Below are 3,348 nucleotides of genomic sequence, written 5' to 3'. Positions count from 1 at the left end.
CAGAACAAGCTGAAAACCGGCAAGACCGAGGACGGCCAGAGCAGCACCTACACTTACAATGCGCTCAATGCACGCATTAAAAATGTACAAGTGCGTGACAACAAGAATGCCGGCCATGCAAACTCCGACTTGAAGGACGGCTCGCATGGCACCGATTATCTGGACTTCTTGATGGACGGACGCTTTTTCTGGCAGCGCACATGGGAAACCGAGGTAGGCACGACCTTCCAGAGCAACTTTGAAACCGTAACAAAGAACTATGTTGTAGACTATCTTTCTGCGGCTAACCGTGATATACTGGTAACAGAGGACGGCAGCTTTACACAGCGCTATGTGTACGATGAGAACAGCACCCGAATCTCCGCAGAGTATGGCTATGCAGTCGGCACGAAGCGCGGCGAAGGCGGCGAAAACCTGCAAAGTGACTTTGCTGCAAACGATGTACGCAAGGTGTGGTATCGCACCAGCCACCTTGGCAGTACGCTGTTTGCCGTAGACGAAAACGGCAAGGTAATCTCGCACACGATCTATGACCCGTGGGGCAATCCGCTGACCGAAACTTACACAGATACGAATTTCAGCGGTATTGATAACTCTAACAATTACACCGGCTACACTTGGGACGAAGTGCTTGACCTGTATTTCGCGCAGAATCGTTTCTACGACCCTGCCGACCACAGGTTCACGCAGGAAGACCCCATCAAGGACGGCGAGAATTGGTATGCGTATTGCGGGAATAATCCTATCAATGGTGTCGATCCTTTCGGAACTTCTATTTGGTCTGACGCCAGTGCGCAAATTAAAAAATGGGGAACATCTGCAAAGAACTGGACAACCGAGCAATTAAATAAAGCAAAAACATGGATTAAAGAGCGAGTACAGTCTATAATAGCAACTGTTAAAAGTTATACAATGCATTTTACAGACTCTACTCGAAGACAAGATGTAGTCCGTGGCATGGTTGCGTCTGCTTTTATCAATATGGCTGGAAAGCAAACTGATTTGTTAAAAGCTCTGGTGAATACTCGCCGAATATCCATTGCTCTACCTACACAACAGGAATTGAAATCAAATCTTACCAATAGTAGTAAAATCAATTCGTATTTTCTTAATCGGTCTAAATTCAAAGATTCTTACTACTTAGGAAGAATGATAGGCGATGGCATTGTTGCTGCCGCAGGAATTGGTCTAAGTGCAAAGTCTATTTTTGAAATGTTTGTTGGTGGAGGTATGGCAGGTATTGGTACTGCCACAGCACCTACAGGAATTGGTGTTGCAATTATGGGTGTTGGCGCTGCATTAACAGCTGATGGCGTCATTACCGCAGGTGCGGGAATATCTATTGCTGTTGCAGCAGCAGATAGCTTTGGTGGCGATTCCTATAATTTCAGCTATTATCACAAATTAGATTGTGAGAAGCTAACGAAAAAATGGAATGAAATCTTGTCGAAGTGCACCAAAAGAAACGAAACCAAGGGCAACCACATCATGTATGAAAGAAATAATTCTAAAGGTTTCTCTACGGCTAAAAAAGACTTTGATTCTTTGAATTTGTCACACATTAAGACAAGTATCAATAGCAAGGGTAAAACAACCTATATTGGCACTGGTGCTAATGGAACCACATACAACCTTCATTGGAGTAGCACGGAAAGTCGTTGGTGTTTGCAACAGGGAAAAATTAAAATAAGGTATTAAGAATCACGGAATATGTGAGCATAGATAAATTTATCTATGCTCACATAAATTAAAAATCAGAGGTACGATAGTATGTTCAAAGAATGGTTATATTTCAAACAAGAATACGAAAAATATCACGATACCATGATGCTTGATGGATATTCGTGGAATGAGAATGGACTTTTGATTGACTTGCGATCACTAAGCGATAAGAAATATCAAATTCATTTCCACTTAAATGTTGAGATTGCGAAGTTTGAATATAATTTAGGAAGTGATTTAGTTACTCAAGATATGGACGATGATTATATACAGCAATCAGGAGCGACCCCACCGTGTATTGGATTTTATATAACCGATGAATCGGATTTAGCACATCGAGCGAAAGAAGTAGATATGTTTCAGTCGAATGCATATGAAAACAAAGAGTACCTTCATTATATTATGACAACAGAGGATTTTCGTATTGATATTGTTAGCACAGTACCGCCTAATATAAATTCGATAGATTGATATGAAAGCAGCACAATATGCAAAATATTTTATACGTACAATACTACTTATGGCCTTTATTGCGTTAGTGTTGACTGCAATTCATATACTCACACCGAAAATTGATGTGTCCTCTTTTGTCGGTGTTCATTGGGATATTGATCATCCAAAGGAGATTTCATATTCCTTTGATAGGGAAGACTTGGTTCAAGAAATTTTGAGGCTGAAACCTAACGCAGATACGGAAGATGTTGAAGAGTTTGCAAACTCTATTCAAATGGAAGTGGAAATAGTCGATTGGATAGAAGATGCAGAAAATCCATATCGAAAGGAGATTTGTATGCGTGTCACTCAGTACGATAAGAAATTGCAACGAAAAGTTGGAATTGAGTTTTACGAGACTGTTAGGACGTTGATTTGCTAAGGCTATATGCAATCCCATATCTAGCAATAAATGATTATTTTACAGCCACCGGAGAATTTTCTCCGGTGGCTGTTCTTTTACTTCCATTCACTCGTCACCTGTGCAACAATCTTCCTATGCTTTTCGTTCAGCACCGTGCCGCCCAAAAGCTGCTGCACAAAATCCCGACCTTTCATTTTCTCAATCTCCTGCAGCATTTTGATAGACTTTGCGACTTGCGTGTTAATCCAGTTTTCCGTGCGTTCCAAGTCGAACGGCTTCGGCTTCATTGTCAGCTTTAGCTTGCGTTCCTCGCCCTGCATAAACTGTTCCCAGTGCTTGTCCGTAGGGCAGTCATAACGCCGCTTGTCGGCTTGCGGCTCGATGAAGCGCACATAGTTGTTGATGATGGAAAACGCTGTTCCTGCCGCGTCCTCGCTGTCCATGAGCGCGTCTGCGGAATTTTCCGCAGCATTGTTCGTCAGCCGCAGTTCAAAGCGGTTCAGAATGTCTGCGTCCTCAATAGACTTGCCGAATTTAGCCTTTTGCTCCTGTGCTTTTTCATAGATACAGAAGTACACATCGGAATCCTTTGAGCCGAGATAGAGCGTGTGACCCATTTCCATCTTTAAGTCCTCGTCGGTTTCCCACGAATTTTCACGACCGGACGCAAAGTATTCTACATTCCGCAGCCGCGTGACACACTCGCCCGAAACGCGCTTGCGATACAGTGTCGGCACATGGAGCAGTCCTGCATGGTCGTTGATTGCAAG

The 3,348-nt window shown here is 43.0% G+C and carries 4 protein-coding genes; 3 read left to right on the top strand and 1 reads right to left on the bottom strand.

From position 1 onward, the window contains the following. From DW724_RS15315 to DW724_RS15305, 3 genes are all read left to right on the top strand, one after another. A partial coding sequence (locus DW724_RS15315) for an RHS repeat-associated core domain-containing protein (RefSeq protein ID WP_147358696.1) occupies window positions 1-1,698 on the top strand: 1,698 nt, incomplete at its 5' end. 72 nt (window positions 1,699-1,770) lie between these two features. Next, the gene (locus DW724_RS15310; protein ID WP_117492822.1) at window positions 1,771-2,193 is read left to right on the top strand and encodes a hypothetical protein; all 423 of its coding nucleotides are present in this window, start codon (window positions 1,771-1,773) and stop codon (window positions 2,191-2,193) included. A gap of 1 nt (window position 2,194) precedes the next feature. Continuing rightward, a complete protein-coding gene (locus DW724_RS15305) occupies window positions 2,195-2,596 on the top strand; it encodes a hypothetical protein (RefSeq protein ID WP_117492824.1) in 402 nt (133 codons plus the stop codon). Between the two features lie 77 nt (window positions 2,597-2,673). On the opposite strand, the gene DW724_RS15300 is transcribed toward DW724_RS15305, so the two are convergent. Then, window positions 2,674-3,348 (bottom strand): replication initiation factor domain-containing protein (locus DW724_RS15300; protein WP_147358695.1); only part of this gene is annotated, 675 nt, incomplete at its 5' end.

Source organism: Butyricicoccus sp. AM27-36, assembly GCF_003480945.1.
In the GTDB taxonomy this organism is placed as follows: Bacteria; Bacillota; Clostridia; order Oscillospirales; family Butyricicoccaceae; genus Agathobaculum; species Agathobaculum butyriciproducens.
Note: the sequence above shows the minus strand (reverse complement) of the source record. Positions and strands in the feature narration are given on the sequence as shown.